16 protein-coding genes are annotated in these 18,256 nt (G+C 67.4%); 6 read left to right on the top strand and 10 right to left on the bottom strand.

Going from position 1 to position 18,256, the window contains the following annotated elements:
• Positions 1-2 precede the first annotated feature (2 nt).
• The 9 genes from phoU to VMJ70_16285 all read right to left on the bottom strand — a co-directional run bounded on the left by phoU (position 3) and on the right by VMJ70_16285 (position 10,791).
• The gene (gene phoU / locus VMJ70_16245; GenBank protein ID HTO92683.1) at positions 3-689 is read right to left on the bottom strand and encodes a phosphate signaling complex protein PhoU; all 687 of its coding nucleotides are present in this window, start codon (positions 687-689) and stop codon (positions 3-5) included.
• A gap of 52 nt (positions 690-741) precedes the next feature.
• Entirely contained in the window at positions 742-1,629 is an 888-nt protein-coding gene (gene pstB / locus VMJ70_16250; GenBank protein ID HTO92684.1) for a phosphate ABC transporter ATP-binding protein PstB, read from the bottom strand.
• Between the two features lie 61 nt (positions 1,630-1,690).
• The gene (locus VMJ70_16255) at positions 1,691-1,924 is read right to left on the bottom strand and encodes a hypothetical protein (protein ID HTO92685.1); all 234 of its coding nucleotides are present in this window, start codon (positions 1,922-1,924) and stop codon (positions 1,691-1,693) included.
• A gap of 478 nt (positions 1,925-2,402) precedes the next feature.
• Positions 2,403-2,879: a hypothetical protein gene (locus VMJ70_16260; protein HTO92686.1), complete on the bottom strand. Its 477-nt coding sequence runs from the start codon at positions 2,877-2,879 to the stop codon at positions 2,403-2,405.
• An 85-nt stretch (positions 2,880-2,964) separates the two neighbouring features.
• Positions 2,965-3,648, bottom strand: coding sequence for a hypothetical protein (locus VMJ70_16265; GenBank protein HTO92687.1), 684 nt, complete (start codon positions 3,646-3,648; stop codon positions 2,965-2,967).
• Positions 3,645-6,473, bottom strand: coding sequence for a TonB-dependent receptor (locus VMJ70_16270; protein ID HTO92688.1), 2,829 nt, complete (start codon positions 6,471-6,473; stop codon positions 3,645-3,647). Before VMJ70_16270 ends, VMJ70_16265 begins: the two co-directional genes overlap by 4 nt.
• Before the next feature lie 122 nt (positions 6,474-6,595).
• On the bottom strand, positions 6,596-8,368 hold the full coding sequence (locus VMJ70_16275) for a T9SS type A sorting domain-containing protein (protein ID HTO92689.1): 1,773 nt from the start codon (positions 8,366-8,368) through the stop codon (positions 6,596-6,598).
• Positions 8,369-8,704: 336 nt separating this feature from the next.
• Positions 8,705-10,075: an ATP-binding protein gene (locus VMJ70_16280; GenBank protein ID HTO92690.1), complete on the bottom strand. Its 1,371-nt coding sequence runs from the start codon at positions 10,073-10,075 to the stop codon at positions 8,705-8,707.
• Complete coding sequence (locus VMJ70_16285) at positions 10,072-10,791, bottom strand: response regulator transcription factor (protein HTO92691.1); 720 nt, start codon at positions 10,789-10,791, stop codon at positions 10,072-10,074. Before VMJ70_16285 ends, VMJ70_16280 begins: the two co-directional genes overlap by 4 nt.
• Positions 10,792-10,910: 119 nt before the next feature.
• Between VMJ70_16285 and VMJ70_16290 the strand changes: the two genes are divergently transcribed.
• Positions 10,911-11,792, top strand: coding sequence for a GNAT family N-acetyltransferase (locus VMJ70_16290; GenBank protein ID HTO92692.1), 882 nt, complete (start codon positions 10,911-10,913; stop codon positions 11,790-11,792).
• Positions 11,793-11,805: 13 nt separating this feature from the next.
• On the opposite strand, the gene VMJ70_16295 is transcribed toward VMJ70_16290, so the two are convergent.
• Positions 11,806-12,792: a hypothetical protein gene (locus VMJ70_16295; protein HTO92693.1), complete on the bottom strand. Its 987-nt coding sequence runs from the start codon at positions 12,790-12,792 to the stop codon at positions 11,806-11,808.
• 162 nt (positions 12,793-12,954) lie between these two features.
• Between VMJ70_16295 and VMJ70_16300 the strand changes: the two genes are divergently transcribed.
• The 5 genes from VMJ70_16300 to VMJ70_16320 form a co-directional block, all read left to right on the top strand.
• The gene (locus VMJ70_16300; protein HTO92694.1) at positions 12,955-13,587 is read left to right on the top strand and encodes a hypothetical protein; all 633 of its coding nucleotides are present in this window, start codon (positions 12,955-12,957) and stop codon (positions 13,585-13,587) included.
• A gap of 468 nt (positions 13,588-14,055) precedes the next feature.
• Positions 14,056-15,432 carry a chromosomal replication initiator protein DnaA gene (gene dnaA, locus VMJ70_16305; GenBank protein HTO92695.1) on the top strand — a complete coding sequence of 459 codons (1,377 nt, stop codon included), beginning with the start codon at positions 14,056-14,058 and terminating at the stop codon, positions 15,430-15,432.
• Positions 15,433-15,702: 270 nt separating this feature from the next.
• Positions 15,703-16,932, top strand: coding sequence for a DNA polymerase III subunit beta (gene dnaN / locus VMJ70_16310; GenBank protein ID HTO92696.1), 1,230 nt, complete (start codon positions 15,703-15,705; stop codon positions 16,930-16,932).
• Positions 16,933-16,934: 2 nt separating this feature from the next.
• The gene (locus tag VMJ70_16315) at positions 16,935-17,234 is read left to right on the top strand and encodes a DUF721 domain-containing protein (GenBank protein HTO92697.1); all 300 of its coding nucleotides are present in this window, start codon (positions 16,935-16,937) and stop codon (positions 17,232-17,234) included.
• The coding region (locus VMJ70_16320) for an ATP-binding protein (protein HTO92698.1) at positions 17,231-18,256 on the top strand (1,026 nt) is incomplete at its 3' end. The genes VMJ70_16315 and VMJ70_16320, both read left to right, overlap by 4 nt.

Below are 18,256 nucleotides of genomic sequence, written 5' to 3' on the forward strand. Positions count from 1 at the left end.
GACTAGGTTCGGCCGAAGTCCTCGCCCACCGGCTCGTCGGCGTGATGCTTGATGATCTTCGCCTCGGCGATGAACACCACCTCTTCGGCGACGTTGGTGGCCAGATCGGCAACGCGCTCGAGATTGCGCGCCACCAGGATCAGCTCCATCGCCCGGGTGATGGTCGACGGGCTCTCGATCATGTAGCTCAGCAGCTCGCGGAAGAGCTGGTGATTGAGATTGTCCACGTCGTCATCGCGGCGACAGAGTCGGCGCGCAATCTCGGCGTCGCTGCGCACGAAGGCGTCGAGCGCGTCATGCAGCATGCCGGTGGCCAGGCTGGCCATGCGCGGAATGTCGACCAGCGGCTTGAGCGGCGGCTCGGCGGCGAGCTTGATCGCGCCCTCGGCGATGTTCACGGCGTGATCGCCGACGCGTTCCAGGTCGTTCGAGATCTTGAGCGCGGACATGATGAACCGCAGATCGGTGGCGAGCGGCTGCTGGAGCGCGAACAGCTTGATGCAACGTTCTTCGATGTCGATTTCGAGCCGGTCGATCTGATGATCGTCTTCGAACACGCCCTTGGCCTGTTCGACGTCGCGCCGCCGCAACGCTTCGATGCTCTTGCGCACGATCTGCTCGGCGCGGCCGCCCATCAGGAGCAGTTGCTCCTTGAGGGACTCGATCTCGCGTTCGAAGTGCCTTTCCATTCCGCTCCCGCGCGGCTCGAAGGCTCGAGCGCGCTCGATCGGCCCCGGCGGTCTAGCCGAAGCGCCCGGTGATGTAGTCCTCGGTGATCTTCTTCTGCGGCCGGGTGAAGAGCTTCCGGGTCTCGTCCACCTCGACCAGTTCGCCGCTCAGCAGGAACGCGGTCCGATCGGAGATGCGCGCCGCCTGCTGCATGTTGTGAGTCACGACCACGATGGTGTAGCGGTCCTTGAGCTCGAGCACCAGCTCTTCGATGCGGGCGGTGGCGGTCGGATCCAGCGCCGAAGCGGGCTCGTCCATCAGGATGACATCGGGATCCACCGCCAGGCACCGCGCGATGCAGAGGCGCTGCTGCTGGCCGCCCGAGAGCTGGAGCGCCGAACGCGCGAGCCGGTCGCGCACTTCGTCCCACAGCGCGGCCCGGCGCAGGCTCTGCTCGACGCGCGCGTCCAGCTCGGAGCGACGGCGGACGCCGAGCAGGCGCAGCCCGAAGGCGACGTTGTCGTAGATCGACTTGGGAAACGGATTCGGCCGCTGGAACACCATGCCCACCCGGCGGCGGAGGTCCACGACGTCGGTGCCGGGAGCGAGCAGGTCGCGGTCACCGAAGCGCAAGCTTCCCTCCATGCGCACGTTCGCGATCAGGTCGTTCATGCGGTTGAACGAGCGAAGCAGGGTACTCTTGCCGCATCCGGACGGGCCGATGATCGCCGTCACGCTGCGCTCGTACATGGCCAGCGAGATGCCGTGCAGCGCGCGATGGGCGCCGTAGTAGAGCGAAAAGTCCCGGGCCTCGAGAGCGACGCGCGCGCCTTCGGCCGGCGCCGAGTCACCCGGGCGCACGATGGGCGCGCCCGCAACCAGGGGTCGAGGTTCCTGCACCGCGACCTCCGCGTCCTGCGCGGGTGGATCGGACACGCCCGTGGGGATGGCGCTCGACATGGTGACCTCATGGTAACCCAGTTTCGCGACGATCGGCGGGAATCCGCGGGTGTGGCGGGGTTCAGAAGTTGTCGATGCCGCCGGGCCGCAGCCGGTTCGCGTCACGCGTACGGCGGCGAGCGGACCTCACCATCTGTTCGTAGTCCACGCCGGCGTTGCGCACCGCCTCCGACCAGGTGCCGAACATGCGCCGGGCGCGCGCGTAGAATTCGGGATGCGCGAGATGAATTCGGAATAATCCGCTTTCGCTCGCCGCCAGCTCACGAATGCGCTGAAGGAGGATGTCACGAGACATGATCGGGGGGCGGCCGCGACGAGTCTGCGTGGTCGAAGACACAGTGGGCCTCGATATCTGTGACTGGGTTGGGATGCCGCTCGGAGAATATGAAAATCTGTGTATCGTCAGGGTAATGTAACGCGCCCGACTCGTGAAAGGAATTTTCGCCGCCTCCCCGCACGCCGAGCGGCTCGCTCCATTCCGGCAATGGCTGGTGTCGGGGTGTGGACCACAAACCACGGCGGCCCGGAGCGCCCCGGCCGCGGCGTGCCAGGCCGCGGCGCAGGGAGCATGGGCCTTCCGGGCGTGCCGGGACGGAGGCGGAGGGCTGCGTGATGCGGTGCTCACGGTCGAGCCCCGCGCGGTCGGTGGGCGGAACTCGTCGTGTCCCCCGGCCCGTCACGCGCAGCACGTTAGGGGAGCCGCTGGCGCGCGCCCGTGATCGGCGAGTTACATTCCTGGAAACTCGTGTTGCCGGCGCGTTAGGAACGGCGGCTCAGATCCCGAGGAGGACGCCGACGCGGGCATGGCTCGAGCGAGCGCGCAGGACGAGTCGCACCCACGAAACCTCCCGGTCGTGGTCGAAGTCCGCCAGCGAGTAGAGCCCGCTGCTGCGCTGCATTCCAAATGCGTCCACGCTCTTGAGCGAGCCGTCGGCGAAGGCGATGTCGGCGCGCTCGAACTCGACTCGGCCCGAGACCTTCACGAACAGTCCCAACGCCGACTCGCCGACTGGAAATTCGAGGATCCGGCGACCCTGGTCGAGCCTCACCCGCTCGGAGTTCCCCGGCCCGCGCGGCGTCAGGCCGATGTGGGCGAGACGAAACGCCCAGCCGAATGGCGCTCCCAGCGGAACGCCGGCACTTCCACCGGGCGCCACGGTCGGCGCATGGCGCCAGGCGGCCCATGTGGGACCGGCCGAAAGGCTGCCGGCCAGAGTGAACAGAACGAACCAGGGGCGCGCGAGTCGCATGCCCCTGATATCGGCAAGGTTTCAACCCGAATTGACCGCCGGGCGAACCCGCGGCCCTCCGGGTTGCCGGAACCGACCCGCTCGCTCAGTCGTCGGTGCTCCAGATCTTGAAACGGCCCTTTCGTTCGGCCACCGAACGGAGCCAGCGCCACTTCTGCACGTCTCCCAGGTCGTCCTTCGCCACCAGGATCAGATGATTGTGCAGGCTGAAGTTCTTGTAATGCATCACCGAGTCCCGTTCGAACCCCATGAATTGATAGAGGTGTCCGCCGTAGTCCCGCACCGCGTGCGAGCTGCCGGCGTGAATCCGCGCGTAGTGCATGGTCCACGCGTCCTCCCACTGCAGCCCGGTGGCCGGGCGGCTCTGCGGGAATTCCAGCCACATGATGTCGGTGAACTCGTCCTGGCTCACGCAAAGCGCGAGCAGCGAGTCGCGATCGTTCCTGTGCAGCATGCGGCACACCGCGCGGCCCAGGTCGTCGAGCGTGCGGGCGCCGCCCTTGAACGGTTTGCTCACCACCGGCGCGTTCACGCGGCGTCCAATCAGCACCGACATCGATTCGGCGTCGACCGGCGGCGAATACCCCGGGAGGTGCCTGAGCGATGAAACGTGCTTGATGTTCGAGCTGTCGATCGGCGCGGTGTTGGGCCTCGGCGCGCCGGCCGCGACGGCAAGGGTCGCGCCGGCGGCGAGCAGCAGCGCGCTAGCCGCAATTCGGTGCGCGCGCTCCGCGGCGCGGGACGGGAACTTCGCGCTCGGCGCTCTCATTGTCCGTACACCAGGGCGATCGCGTAGCTGCGTCCGGTTCGATATTCGGAGGTGACGTTGTTGTCCTGCACCTGCTCGAACTTCGGGTCGAGCAGATTGCGCGCCGCCAGCTTCAGGCGCAGATCGGGGAGCGGCGTGACGTTGGCGGCCACATCCACGCTCGCATAGGGCCGCTGGTAGATGTCGGGCAGCGGCGTGCTGCCGAGCGCCACCAGCTGACGGCCCACCATGCTCAGCAACGCCGAGAAGTCGGTTCGGCCGCTCGGGGTCGCGTAGCCGAGCCCTCCGTTCACCAGATAGTTGACCTGTCCCTGAAGCGGATGCCGGGGTGAGCCGAGCAGGGTGGTCTGCTGCTGGATTTGGACCTCGGACGAGATGAACGAGGCGTTGGCATTGATCGACAGCCGCTTCATCCGATGCATGATCCGCCCGAGGCTGCTGCGCACTTCCACCTCGGCGCCGATGTTGTGGCCGCCGTCGGAGTTGAACGGCTGGAGAATGTGCGGGGTACCGCCGCGGATCACCTGCTCGATCGGATCGTGCAGCCGCTTGTAGAAGCCGCCGATCGCCAGCACTTCGGACAGCGCCGGGAAGGCCTCCAGCCGCAGGTCGTAATTGTCGATCGTTGCGCGATGCAGGTCGGGATTGCCCTTCACCAGGTTTCCCCCCACGTATTCGAGATTCGCGCTGGGTGACAGCTCGTTCAGATCGGGCCGCGAGACCGTCCGGCTCGCGGCGGCGCGCAGGTTGACGATCCCGGTGAGCGCGAACGTCAGGTTGACCGATGGCAGCCAGTCGGTGTTGTCCAGCTTGCCTTCCGCGAGCACGTTGTCGGGCTGGAAGAGCGCGTAGCTCCTGACGTCCTGATACCCGTGCTCGACACGCACGCCAAGATTTCCGCGCAGCTTCGTCCCGAAGGGGACATCCGCGGACACGAAACCGGCCTCGACGCGCTGAGCGGCGGTGTAGTTGTCGAGACCGACTGCCGCGGTGTTCTGCGTCACGTCCTGGACGTAGCCGGTGTTGCGCGAGCCGTCGAATCCTCCCGGCGCGAAAATGGTGTCCACCGGCAGCTCGGTGCGTTTCACCAGACTGTTCGGCGTAATCTGGAAGCGCCGGTAGAAATTGTCGCGCGACTTGGTCTCGCGGTCGTAGCCGAGGTTGAGCTTGCCGTTGCCCCAGCCCCCGAGCTTGTAAGGCACGGCCTCGGTGAGCGTCGTCCCCCAGCCGTTCTCCTTGAGATCGCCGAAGTCGTCGTTCCCGAGCGAGGCAAACACCCAGTGGGCGGTGTCGCCGGGGAAGTAGTAGGCGCGGTCATAGATGTATTCGCGGCGATCCGGCTGCTGGCGGCGCGAGATCGAGCGGCCGAACTTCCAGCTGAAAGTCGAGTTCAAGAGCACCGGCAGCTCGTGCTGCCCATCCACCGACCCGGACAGCACGCTGCGCTCGACGTAGAGGAAGCGGGTGTCGCGATGGTGGATGGGGTTGTTGTTGACGTCGAACCGGTTGTAGTCGGCGCCCTCGTAGAAGCGCACCTCGTCGTCGGAGTCGTGCGTGTAGAACGCCCGTGCATGCAGGGTGTTGCGCGGCGAGAGGCGGTAGCTGAGCCCGGCCAGCGAGCCGAGCTGGGCGGACTCCGTCGAGCGGGTCACGTTGTAGTCGTAAACGATGGCGTCGGAGCCGCCCTGATAGAAGCGCTGGATCTCGTCCTGCTCTCGCACCGAATGACTGGCGGTGCCCGAGGCGATGATGCCGAGCGAGCGCCCGAAGATCTTGAACTCGTCGCCGTAGGTCGCCGAATAGCCCGAGTTGGGATCGGCGTTGGAGGTCTTCGGCCCCCACCGCGGCGAGAACGACCCGGCCATCGAGGCCAGGGTCGCGTAATTGCGCGGAACGTAGGCCGGGATCTGCACGCCCGACACGTCGGCGGGCATCTTGCGCGAGTCGGCGCTGAACCCGAAGTAGCCCAGCGACCCGGTCGGGTAGACGGCGTGATCGTGGAACGTCGTGCCCTGGAGCGTGCCCTGGAGCGCGGCGATCTGCCAGGTGCGCTTGCCGGGAAAATCCTTGGTGTGGACCTGAACGTCGCCGCCGCCGAACTCGCCGGGTCGATCGGCGGTGTAGGTCTTCTGTACCACGATATTTTCGAGCAGGTTCGCGGGCACCAGGTCGAGCGGGACCACGCGTTTGTTCTGCTCGGGGCTGGTGAGACGGACGCCGTCCACCTCGGTCGAGCTGTAGCGCTCGCCGAGGCCGCGGACGAACACGTACTTGTTGTCCGACACCGACAGCCCGGTCACGCGTCGCAGCACTTCGGCGGCGTCCTTGTCGGGTGCCTTGCGCACCTGCTCGGCGCTCACCGCGTCGCCGACTGCCGCCGCCTTCTTGCGCGCAGAGAGCATCGAGCTCTCGGTGTTCTGGAGCGCCCTGGCTTCGACCACCACTTCCTTGATCTGAATGGCCTCCGGTGTCAGCGCGGTGCTCATCGGCAGCAGCTTGCCCGCTTCGATCACGATGCCCTCGATCCGCTTGGTGGCATAGGAGAGGGCGCGGATCTTGAGCGCGTAGCGCCCGGGAGGCGCCTCGAGCAGGAAGGTGCCGTCGGCATTGGTGAGGCCGCCCACCGGATGCATCGTGGTGTCGGCCGGCAGCAGCACGACGTCGGCGAAGCTCACCGGCTCGCCATTGTCGGTCGCGACGATCTTGCCCTGGATCTTGCCCGTCCCCGCCGCCGACGCCGGCAGCACGACGAACAGCGCCAGCATGAGACTGAACCCGAGCGCCCACACGCGGGCGCCCAACGCGACTCCGAAATTTCGGCCCATCCGACCTGCCTCCTGAGCCGTGGTGCTGCGCGACACGCGAACGGTGCTTCCTCGCCTCTCACGACCGGCCCGGCGGCATCGAGGCCGCCGGGCCGGCGTGCGGGGCGATGCGAATCAGGACATCAGTTGATGCGGGCGATCTTGCCGCTCGACTCGTTGCCGTTGGCGACGACCTTGTAGAAGTACATGCCGCTCGGCGTCGCCTTATCGACGTTCCAGGTGATCGAGTGCTGTCCGGCTTCCATCTGGCCGTTGTGCAGCGTCGACACCAGCCGTCCGTCCGCCGAATAGACCTGCACCGCGACGTTGCCGGCCTTCGGCAGCTCGAACGAGAAGCTCACCGCGCTGTGGAACGGATTCGGAGCGCTGCGCGCCACGAACACGCGACCGTCACTGATCGGCTGAGCCACCCCGAGGGCACCGGGGCAGAACACCGTCGGGGCCGCCGGCGGGGCCAGGCAGTGGGCCTGCCAGGTGGCGTCGTCGTCGATCTTCAGGGTGCCGGTCTTGAAGTTGAAGAAGATGCTGTTGAGCACCGTGCCCTCGGTGCCGCGGCGGAAGTTCACGCCCGCCGCCGGCCCGGGGAAGCTGGCGCCGACCCGGTGGTCGCCGATCGCCGTCATGTTGGCAATCGTGGTATTCGACCGGCCCGAGCAGACGGTGGCGTTGAAATCGAACTCGTTGTCGTCGGCTTCGATTCCCTTGTCGCCGTTCTGGTCGCCCGCCACCGAGAAGTAGGGGGAGGGGCGCACGATCACGAACTGCGCGCGATTTCGGGTGCCGAGCTGCCAGTCGTAGCCGTCGTCCGAGTTGTCGATCCCGATCAGGTGCTTGCACGACATGTCGCCGCCGAACCATTCGAACGAGTCGTCGTCGCCCTGGTAGGCCTCGCAGTAGTCGAGGTGGGTGTTGCTGCCGCAGGAGTTGAAGGTGAACGAATTCAGCTCGTCGTTCGGCAGGATTTCCTTGCCCGAGAACTCGACGCGCACGTAACGCAGCGTGCCCGAGTTGTCGGCGTCGTCGTTGCCGCCGAAGAAGCCGATCGCGCCGCCCTCGCTGGCCGACGAGTCGCCGGCGCACGAGTTGACGACGTTGGTCTTGGCGTAGCCGTTGAGCACGATGCCGCCGCAGTGGCCGCGGGACATGAAGCCGGGCGGGTCGTCGCTGGTGATGATGATCGGGTCACAGGCGGTCCCGATCGCGTACAGCCGGCCGCCGCGTTCGGTGATGATGGTGCCGATCGACGCGAACTCCTCGAACACCACGTCGCCGGGGGGAATGTTCAGCACCGCGCCGTTCTTGATCCGCAGCTGGCCGCGCACCAGGTAGTTGCTGTCCGGCGACCACGAGGTGAAGCCGCGGATCGCGACGTTGTCGTACACGGCCAGCGGCCGCGGCGAGCTGTCGTACGGCGGCCCCAGGTGGAGGTCGTGACGATTGGCGCCGGTCGAGTCGAACGTGGTCCAGCCCTCCCACCACCGGTCCGATGGGTCGGGTCCGACGGCGCCCGAGTAGCAGGTCTGGGTGAAGAAGCCGTCGTTCGGAACCGTCATCGCGTGGCCGTACGCCGGGCTGCCGTTGGCGGGCTGGAAGTTGGGAAGCAGGTTGGGCTTGTAAGGCGCGTCGGGGAGCAGCGGATCCGAGAGCACGTTGTGGGTGTAGGTGACGGTGCCGAGCGTGAGCGCCGTGGTTCCGGCCGCGCAGGCCGGGGCGCCGGCGCCGGCCGAGCCGGTGAACTGATTGGCGAGCGTGTTCCCGGCCAGGTTGTTCATCCACATGATGTTTCCGTCGAACACCATCTGGGCGGACGCGCTGCCCGCCGCCAGGGTCATCAGCCCGGCGGCCAGTATTCCGCGCCGGAGAGTTCCGAATGAAGCGTTGCCAACGAGTCGCATGGGGCCTCCCTCACGAAATCGCGGTGCAGCTGATGGACGGTCCATCCGTCGGCCCGCGCATGGGCCCGACCAACCGTGGCGCGGCGTGGGGCGGACATGATCCGTAAGGCGGCGCGGAGCTCGCGTGGACGCGCGCGGGTGGAGGACCGAACGCGCGAAGGCAGCACCGAGCCGGCGCGGCCGCTTTCCGGAACGGCGAGACGCTAGACGAGGTCCGGGGAACGCGGCGTGGCGGGACTGTTAACGAGGAGAAAAAACGCGCGGGACTCGGCCACCTTCGGCGCAGCGTCGGTACGGGGAGCGCCGGCGCGCTCGCGGCGTGTTTCCAAACCAAGCCTAGGCCGCGGCGCCGCGCGGAATCTCGAAGCGGAAGGTCGCGCCGGCGCCCGGCGTACTGCGCACCGAGACTTCGCCGCGATGGAGCGCGATGATGTGCTTCACGATCGAGAGGCCCAGCCCGGTGCCGCCCTTCTCGCGCGAACGCGCCTTGTCGACGCGATAGAAGCGTTCGAACACACGAGGCAGATCGGCGGGCGGAATGCCGGGCCCGGTGTCGGCGACCTCGCACCAGGCGATGCCGCGATCCAGCCCCAGCCGCACCGTGACGCGCCCGCGCTCCGTATACTTGATCGCGTTGTCGAGCAGGTTGGCGAGCACCTGCTCGAGTCGCGGGCGATCCGCCGACACCGGAATCTCGGGGCCGGGCTCGAGCGCCAGCTCGAGTCCGGCGCGATCCGCAGCGGCCCGGAACGCCGAAACCTGGGCTTCGGTGGCGGCGCGAAGATCCAACGGCTCGAGTCTCAGCGCCGCGCCCGAGCGCTCGAGCTCGGCGAGCGAGAGGAGATCCGCCACCAGCGCGTCGAGTCGCGCGGCGCTCGAACGGATCGCCTCGACGAATTCACGCCGGTGATCCTGGTCTTCGAGCGCGCCGTCGAGCAGCGTCTCGGCGTAGCCGCGAATCGAGGTGAGCGGCGTGCGCAACTCGTGCGAGACGTTGGCGACGAAGTCCTGCCGGAGCCGACTCAGGTTCTCGATCTCGGTGAGGTCGCGCAGCAGCAGCAGCACCAGGTCGCCCGCCCTCTCCCCCAGCGGCGTAGCCGCCGCGTGCAGCGTGCGTGGCCGGGGCGTCCACAACCGCAGCTCGGCCTCCGCCGGCCGGCCGGTCGAGCGCGCGCGCTGCACCAGCTCGTGCAGCTCGGCGATGCGCGCATAGGCGCTGAAGCGGGTGCCGGGCTCGGCCGGCCGCGGCGCGTCGAGCAGCGCGGCCAGACTGTGATTGCTGCGCACCATGTTGCCCTGGCCGTCGATCAGGGCCACGCCGTCACTCATCTGCGCCAGGATGTGCTCGTGCTCGTCGCGCTCGCGGGTCAGGGTCGCGAGCCTCGAGTGACCCTCGGCCGCCATCTCGTTGATCGCGCGCCCCAGACGCCCCAGCTCGTCGGGCGGTGATTCGGCCGCGCGCGCCTGCGGATCGGCCGCGGCCAGGCGATGCGCGGCACGCTCGAGCTCGGCGATGCGCGCGGCCTGCCGGCCGGTCAGGAGCAGCGTGAACAGCGCGCCGAGCAATGCGGCCAGCGCCACCAGCGCCGGCCCGAGGAGCAACGGACCGCGAATCCCGCGGGCGAACAGAAGCGCCGCGCCGCCGAGCGCCAGGATCATCACCAGCAGATGCGACAGGAAGAGGCGCCCGCGGAGCGAGCGGATCATTTCTCCAGCGTTTCTCCGGCGCGCCCGGCCGCCCGGGCGGGCGCGACCAGCTTGTAGCCGAGCCCGGTGGCGGTCTCGATGACGTGGTGCTTCTCGCCGATCTTCACGCGCAAGCGGCGCACGTGCACGTCCACGGTGCGCGTCTCGCCCAGATAGTCGTAGCCCCAGACCTTGCGCAGCAGCTCCTCGCGCGTGAGCACCCGTCCAGGATGATGCGCGAAGAAGGTGAGCAGGTCGAATTCGCGCGGTGTCAGCACCAGCTTCTTCTCGCGGAAGGTGGCCTCGCGGGCCAGCGTGTCGATGCGCAGCCCCCCGACCTCCAGCCGCGCCGGCTCGCGCGCCGGGCGCGCGCGGCGCAACAGGGCCTTGAGCCGAGCCACCAGCTCGCGCGGGCTGAACGGTTTGGTGACGTAGTCGTCGGCGCCGTGCTCGAACCCGAGCAGCTTGTCCATTTCGGCGGCGCGCGCGGTGAGCACCAGCACCGGCAGATCCCGCGTGCCCGGTTGCTCGCGCACTTCGCGCAGCACTTCCAGGCCGTTGCGTCCGGGCAGCATCAAGTCCAGCACCAGCACGTCGGGACGCGCGGCGAAGAGCCGCTGGAGGCCTTCCTCGCCGTCGCCGACCGCGGTCACGCGAAAGCCGGCGCGCTCGAGGTTGTAGCGAATGAGATCGCGGATCTCCTTCTCGTCCTCGATCACCAGCACCAGGTCGTTCATCGTCCCCTCCCGCCCCGGATCGCGGGGCGTTCCCAGACAGAACCTAGGTTCGGAGTGCGTCGGAATCAATTCCGGACTGTTTCCAACGCGTAACATCCGGATGGTGGTAGCCTCGACTCATGACGCTCGCCTCCGATCCCGCCGCGCCGACGATCGAGCGCCTGCGCCCCGCGCATCTGCCCGAGCTGCTCCGCTGGCTGCAGCGCGACCCGGTGCTGCACGTGTATCTGACCGCGCTGGCGCTGCGCGATTCACTGGCTGCGCCCCACGACGAGACCTGGGCGGCACGCCGCCTGGGCGAGATCGTCGGCGTGCTCCATCTCGGCGGTCGCTCGGGCGCGGTGCTGCCGCACGGCGGCGATCCCGAGGCGTTTCGCCAGCTCGCCGAGGTGGCGCGCGCGCGGCGCGTGGCGCTGCCGCCGCGACTCCAGGTCATCGGTCCGGCCCGCGCGGTGGAGATCTTCGTCGAGGAATTCGCCCGCGACGGGCTCGCGCCGCGGCTCTTCCGCCGGCAGATCTACCTGGCGCTGGAGCCTTCCCGCCTGCCGGTGCGCGAGCGTTTGCCGGCCTTGCGCCCGGCGCGCCCCGAGGACTACGCCATCGTCTACGAATCGGGTGCCGCGCTGCGCCACGAGGAGCTCGACGAAGATCCGCGGGTCGCCGATCCGCGCGGCTATCCGCGGCGCGTCGAGGAAGAGTGCCGCGACGGCCACACCTGGCTGTGGATCGAGGATGGCGTGCTTCGCTTTCGCGCCAGCATCAGCGCCGCGACCGCCGACGCCGCCCAGGTCTCGGGCGTCTACACGCCGCCGGCCTTGCGGGGCCGCGGCTACGCGACTCGAGGCCTGAGCGAGCTGTGCACGCGGCTGCTGGCGCGCAGCCGCAATGCCTGCCTGTTCGTGAACGATTTCAACGCGCCGGCGCTGTCGCTCTACCGGCGTCTCGGTTTTCGGGAAATCGCCGCCTGGGCCTCGGCGTTCTTCGACCCGGCCGCCGGCTGAGGCGGCGTACCGCTCAGCGAGCCGCGGCCCTCGACGCCTGTTCGGCAAGGCGCGTGAGCGCCTTCGACAGCCCCTGGTGCAGCGCCTCGACCTCGGCCGGCCGCCAGCAGGCCGGGTCCTCGCGGACGAACGAGGTCTTGTCCACGCGGTTGTCGAACCGCGCGACCGGCAGCAGATGGCTTCGGCCGCGGGCTTCGACCCGCACCGTGTCGGGCTTCCCCGAGTGTGTGATCAGCCACTCCATGTCGTCGCATCCGTAGTCGCCGAGCATCACGGCGGTAGGCACCCCGTGGTGAAGGATCGAGCCGGGATCGTTGGGATCGGCGCGTTCGCGGTTCTTGCGCCGCGACTCTTCGGGAGTGACCCACACGTACAGGATCACGGCCCGCTCGAGAATCGCGTCGCTCAGGCGCGACAGCGAGTAGCGATAGCCGAGCGGCTCCGGCAGCGGCGGCTTTGCGCCTTCGGGACCTCCGCGCGCGAACTCGATCACCACCGTCCGCCCGCTCAACGTGCCGGGCAGCGCCGCGTTCTTGTCGCGCAGGACCGCCAGCGCGTCGCTCTCGAGCGCCGCGGCCAGCGCGGCGCGGACCCCGGCGCTCAACTGCCTGAAGGCGGGAGCCGCTCCGACGCGCGCCCGCGCGCCATCGAATCGATCGAGGAGCCAGGGAGCGGCCGCCGGCGGCGCGGCCGCACGCTGGCGCACCAGGTCGTCGAAGTCTTCGTTGATCAGCTCGATCAGCGTCCCCCAGTCGCGTGGGTCCTTCATCGGCAGGTCGTCCGAGTCGAAGAACACGCCGTCATGACCCAGCCGTCGCAGCTCCTGGCTCACCCGGCGCATCATGTGAACGTAGGGATAGTCGTCGAGCTGGGTGGTGGGGCCGAGATGCATCTCGCGCTCGGAGCGCTCGGGAGACAGGCTGGCGAGGTAGCGGCGAACTTCCGACTTGCCCGAGGCGGGCAGCGCGAGCAGGAGAACGACGTCGAGAGTGCGAGCCATGGGCGCGCATACTAGCGGCAGCGCCGGCGAGCGACCAATTGCCAGTGGACGGCAAACTCCACGCCCGGCGGGCAGAATCGGCTTGACCGCCAATTCCCCGATTTGCGACGGTGCCCCTGGCGCCGCGCTCCGGCTCCCGCACTCTCATCACGGAGGATGACAGTGAAAAACCTACGCTTGGCCGCGCTCGCGGCCGGGCTCCTGCTCGCGACGCGGGCCGAGGCCCAACTCCCCAGTCCCTACACCGGCGCGGCGATCCTGCCGGTCGACGGGCACGTCTTCGGCGGATACGTGCCGATCAGCCAGAACGTGGTCGGGCTGCTCGGTCAGCTTCGGCTGAGCTTCTACCCCGGCGTGGACTTCGGTTTTCAGGGGGGCCTTTCTCGCATGGATCGGGACCAGGGGAATCGCACGCTGGTCCAGGTCGGCACCGACGTAAAGGTGGCTCTGCTTCGCGCTGGTGACCAGCAGCCGTTCGACATCGCCGCCGGCGGTGGTCTCGGGATTCACGTCGGCGACAACTACAGCGCGCTCACCCTCGGGCCGACGATCGTGGCGAGCCGCTCGTGGCACCGCGGCGCCACCGGCGAGATCTCTCCGTACGTGGGCCTGGGCTTCGCGTTCTCGAGCGTGAACAGCGATCAAACCAGGACCGACTTCTCGACGCCGCTCCGGGTGGGCTCGGAATTCGGGCTCTCGCCGGTGGCCCGCATCGTCACCGAGTTCGAATTTCGGCTCGGTGACGATTTCAACGATGACGTCGGTTTTTCGGCGGGAGTGAACCTGCCTTTCTGAGCGGCTTATTGGGCCATGGCCGCTCATGCAACATCATGTAGCGTAAAGAATTATCTAATTTCCGCCAATTTCCAAAACCTGCTTGTGCACCCCCGGGGTGGATGCTAGCCTTCCCGTTCCCGCGGGAAGGGCGTCCTAGGCCGCGCTTGCTCGGGGGATCTGGCAACCCTTTGATGATATTAAATAGCAATCACTTACGGCGTCGCTCCTGCGCCGCCGCAAGGCCATTTTTCGCTTCTAAGCACGCGCTGCTTGACTCATGTGGAAAACCTGTGGACTCGGGGAGGCCGCCGCAGAGCTATCTCACGACACCGCAGTAGCTTGGAGTTTAGATCCCCGCTGTTGAAAAGCATCTGCTTTGATTTCCACACGCTCCCGTCCCCTGGGCCTGCGACCGCGCCGTTATCGGCTCGAACGATCCCGGGCCCTGTGGATAACCGCGGACCCTTTTCAGCAAGGAACGTTGAAATGGCTGTCCAATCGCTGCCCGTAGAAGGAACCGAGCGGCTCTGGGCCCAGGTTCTTTCACTCGTTCAGGACCGCATCGGCAGTGCTCAGACTTTCGACACCTGGTTCCGGCCGATCACGCCGCGCGTGATGGGACCAACGCTCGTCGAGCTCGAGGTTCCAAACGCGTTTTTCGTCGACTGGATCCACGAGCACCACCTTCCCATGCTGCGAGACTGTCTCGCATCGGTATTCGGGGCCGCGCCCGAAGTGCGGCTGCTCCCCTGCGAGATCGAGTCCGGCGCCGCTCCTCCCCCGCCGCTTCCGAGGCCGCCGGTCGAGCGCGCGCGGCCGGCGCGCGGCTGGCTCGACAGCCAGCTCAATCCGCGCCACACCTTCGAGACCTTCATCGTCGGTGGCGGTAATCGATTCACTCATGCCGCCTGTGTCGCGGTCGCCGAGCGGCCGGCCGAGGACTACAACCCGCTCTTCATCTTCGCCGGCTCCGGTCTCGGCAAGACGCACCTGCTCCATGCCATCGGCCACGAAGTGCGTGCGCGCCACGCCGACGCTCGGGTCACCTACGTGCCCGCCGAGCGTTTCACCAACGAGATGATCTACGCGATCCAGCACGGCCAGACGCTGGCGTTCCGAAACAAGTATCGAAACGTGGACGTCCTGTTGATCGACGATATTCAGTTTCTGGCGGGAAAGGAGAGCACGCAGGAGGAGTTCTTCTACACGTTCAACACGCTGCGCGACGCGCACAAGCAGATCGTGGTGACCGCCGACAAGCCGCCCAAGGACATTCCGATGCTCGAAGAGCGGCTGACTTCGCGCTTCAATCAGGGGCTGATCACCGACGTCAAGCATCCCGACGTCGAAACGCGCATCGCGATCCTGCGCAATCGCTGCGCACTCGAGGGCGACGGCCTGCATCTGGCCGATGACATCCTGCTGCTTATCGCCGACCGCATCCGCACCAACATCCGCGACCTCGAGGGCTGTCTGGTGCGATTGATGGCGGTCGCGTCATTGACCCAGCAGGAGATCACCCCCGATCTGGCCGAGGAAGTGCTGCAGCAGTACGTCCATCCCGAGCCGGACCACACCACGCCCGAGCGCATTCTCACCACGGTCGCGGAGCGCTACAGCGTGAGGGTCGATGCCTTGTGCGGGAAGCGGCGGACGCGAAATATCGTGCTGCCTCGGCAGGTCGCGATGTACCTGGCACGCCAGCTCACGGATCTTTCGCTGGTCGAGATCGGTCGCATGTTCGGCGGAAGGGACCACACCACCGTGCTCTACGCCTGCGAGAAGGTCGGCGGCATGATCTCTGCGGATCCGTCATTCGCCGATCGGATCAACGGCGTGATTTCCACGCTGGCCTCCGGATGAGCTGTGGATAGCCGGGGGAGAACGGTGGAGAACCCTCCGCATCGCCCCTGGAACCTGAGTCGCGGTGAGCAAACAGGCCTTTCCTCCACAGCCGGGAGACCCGAAGCAACCCGTTCTCGCGAGCCCGTTTGGAACCCAGATATCGAGCTTCTCAAGACCCTCCACAGCCCCTACGACTACTAGGTTCTTTCTTGTTATGCTCCAATATCTTAGACGTACTCAAATTGCTTGCAGCCAGGGGGTGACCCGCCTATGATGCAGCCCCGAACCATGAGCCCCTCTGCCGGTACCGCCTCCGCACCTGGAACCAGTGGCCGGACTTCGACTTCCCAGCCGAACGGGAAGGACGAAATCCAGCTCTCCATCCAGCAGGGCGACCTCGCCTTCGCCGTGTCCCGCGCGCTGGCCTCGGTCTCCGCCCGCAGCCCTCAGCCCCTGTTGAGCTGCCTCCTGCTCGAGGCGGACAAGGGTGGGTTGCGCGTGACCGGAACCGACCTCGACGTGACCACCGCGGTGCGCGTTCCCGCCGAGGTGAAGACGCCCGGCAAGGTCGCAGTGTCGGCGCGTCATTTCCACGAGGTGGTGCGCAAGATTCCGAAGGGCACGCTCACGATCGGCATCGAGGGCGGCCAGTGTGAGGTTCGCTACGGCGATGGGAAAGGCTGGTCGCGATTCCCGGTTCAGGACGCGGCGGAGTTCCCGCGCGTACCGGATCTCAAGGCCGACGGCGCGGTGACGCTCGAGGGCGACGCGCTGTCGCGCCTGCTCGCGCGCACTGCCTACGCCGCGTCCACCGACGAAGTGCGCCCTCAGCTCAACGGCGTGCTGGTGCAGGGCGGCGAGAAGGCGCTCACAGTGGTGGCCACCGACGGTCACCGGCTGGCGCGCGCCACGCGCAAGGGCGCGTTCGGCGGGCTCGGCAAGGATGGCGTGATCGTTCCAAGCCGCGCGCTCCAGACCGTCAGCCGCACCGCCGAGGAAGCGACGAGCCCGGTGACCGTCGAGATCGCCGCCGGGAAGAATCAGGCGGGATTCTCGGCGCAGGTCGGCGAATATCGCGTGCAGATCTTCACGCGCCTGCTCGAAGGACCGTATCCCAACTACGACCAGGTCATTCCGCGCGACAATCCGCGCGATCTTCAGGTGCGTCGCCAGGACCTCATGGAAGCGGTCGACATCGTGGCGTCGCATGCGGACAACATCACGCGACAGGTGCGTTTCTCGGTTCGCTCCGGCAAGCTCGGCGTCTCCTCCGCCACCGAGCTGGGAGCTGGAGAGCATCAAATCGAAGCGCAGTACCGCGGAGAGGACATGGAGATCGGCTACAACGCCACCTACCTGCTGGACATCCTGCGTAGTTTGCCCACGGAGCAGGTGGTCTTTCGCTTGAAGACCGCGCTGTCGGCCGGCGTCATCGAGCCGCTCGGCGAGCTTCCTCAGGCGGAGGAAGAGCTGTTGTGCCTGATCATGCCGCTGCGCCTGCCCGACGCGGCGGGGTAGCGGTGGAGTCGTTGCAGAGTGCCTTGCAGCGCGCGCTGGCCGGGCGCGGGCTGGGAGGGGAACTGCGAGGCTGGGAAGCGGTGGATCGGTGGGCCGCGGTGGTGGGACCGCGGATCGCCGGCCACAGCCGCGCGGTGGCCTTTCGGCGGGGCACGCTGATCGTCGAGGTGGACGGCTCGGCATGGATGCATGAGCTCGGGGTCCTCAAGCGCCAATTGATGCGGACGCTCAACCGCGAGCTGGTCCCAAACACCGTTCGCGAGCTGCGTTTCGTCGTCCCTGGCGGAGGGAACCTGCGGTGATCACCGGAAAGGAAGAAGGCACCTTGACTGCAGAAGCGAAGGGCCATCACTACGACGCGACCAGCATCCAGGTCCTCGAGGGTCTCGAGGCCGTCCGCAAGCGCCCGGCGATGTACATCGGCGACACGGCGGTGCGCGGGCTCCACCATCTGGTCTGGGAAGTCGTGGACAATTCCGTCGACGAGGCGCTGGCCGGCTTCTGCACCGAGATCCAGGTCGCCATTGAAACCGACGGCAGCGTCACGGTGCGCGACGACGGGCGCGGCATTCCGACCGACCTCCACGCCACCACCAAGAAACCGGCGCTGGAAGTGGTGATGACCACGTTGCATGCCGGCGGCAAGTTCGACTCCAATACCTACAAGGTTTCGGGCGGACTGCACGGCGTTGGGGTCTCGGTGGTGAACGCGCTGTCGGAGTGGTGCACGGTCGAGGTGCTTCGCGACGGCAAGATCTTCTCGCAGGAATACCGCCGCGGCGTGCCGACCGGCCCGATGAAGTCGCGGCCGGCCGAGAAGCGAGCCACCGGCTCGGGCACCACGGTGCGCTTCAAGCCCGACGCCGGGATCTTCGACGACACCACGTTCCACTGGGACACCATCGCCGCGCGCCTGCGCGAGCTGGCGTTCCTCAACAGCGGTCTCACGATCCGCCTCAACGACGCGCGCACCGCCAAGTCCACCGAGTATTTCTACAAGGGCGGCATCGTCGAGTTCGTGAAGTATCTCAACCAGAACAAAGAGACGCTTCACTCCAAGCCGGTGTTCTTCTCGCGCGAGCGCGACAACGTCTCGGTCGAGATCGCGTTCCAGTACAACGATGGCTACACCGAGACGCTGCTGTCGTTCGTGAACAACATCAACACCGCCGAGGGCGGAACTCACGTCGTCGGGTTCCGCTCGGCGCTCACGCGCACCCTGGTGAACTACGCCAATCGCGAGGGCTTCACCAAGAACCTCAAGGCCGACATGGGCGGCGAGGACGTGCGCGAGGGGCTGGTGGCGGTGGTCTCGATCAAGATG

Origin of the sequence: Candidatus Sulfotelmatobacter sp., assembly GCA_035498555.1 — a bacterium.
Lineage (GTDB): Bacteria > Eisenbacteria > RBG-16-71-46 > RBG-16-71-46 > RBG-16-71-46 > DATKAB01.